Below are 701 nucleotides of genomic sequence, written 5' to 3'. Positions count from 1 at the left end.
ACATTACGCGGGTAGGATCAAACTGCCAACTTCTCTTCTCTCCTCCTTCACGCATAAACGAACGTTTATGCAACCTCTCCTATCCCAACGCAATGATGGGGTTCTATGCCGGAACCGCCGAAATTTCCGAAATGAAACTTTGCAATAGCGCCACCTATTTTAGGCTAAAAAGAAAAATCAAAATGGGCGCAAAACCTCAGTTACAGGTTACTCACCAGATTGAATACATGGTCAATTTATTATTTGCAACAAGCCCTTTAAATGTGTAATAATGAAAATTATATAATATTATTATGATGCTATATTTATAAAAATGAAAAAAATATATATAAATAACAAAATACTATATATACCTAATCAGAATTTATTGAGAAATTTATTATTTCCTAATAGAGAAACCGTCCTTAACGAACCAAGTGCAAGATGCCTAGACGCGTTACTTTTAAGTAATGATGACTTTGTTCCTCATAAAGACCTTTATGAAAAAGGTTGGAGTGGAATTGGTAAAGAGCCATCGCCAAATACTTTATATCAAAATATCCTTTTATTAAGAAAAGGATTGAAGGAAATATCTGATGATAATGTGAGTTATATAATAACTATTCCAAGGAAAGGGTTTTATTTCAATAAAGATATAAAAATTCAATATACAGATAAAGATACAGATACAGATACAGATACAGATAAAGATAAAGATAAAG

2 protein-coding genes are annotated in these 701 nt (G+C 31.5%); both read left to right on the top strand.

The annotated features are described in order from the left end of the window. On the top strand, positions 1-269 hold a 269-nt coding region (locus U868_RS25795), incomplete at its 5' end, for a hypothetical protein (RefSeq protein WP_205275554.1). A gap of 44 nt (positions 270-313) precedes the next feature. Beyond that, a partial coding sequence (locus tag U868_RS24940) for a winged helix-turn-helix domain-containing protein (protein WP_205275552.1) occupies positions 314-701 on the top strand: 388 nt, incomplete at its 3' end.

This window comes from Morganella morganii H1r (assembly GCF_000633515.1).
Taxonomy (GTDB): Bacteria; Pseudomonadota; Gammaproteobacteria; order Enterobacterales; family Enterobacteriaceae; genus Morganella; species Morganella morganii_B.
The sequence above is the reverse complement of the archived record's forward strand: the minus strand, read 5'-3'. Positions and strand labels throughout refer to the sequence as shown.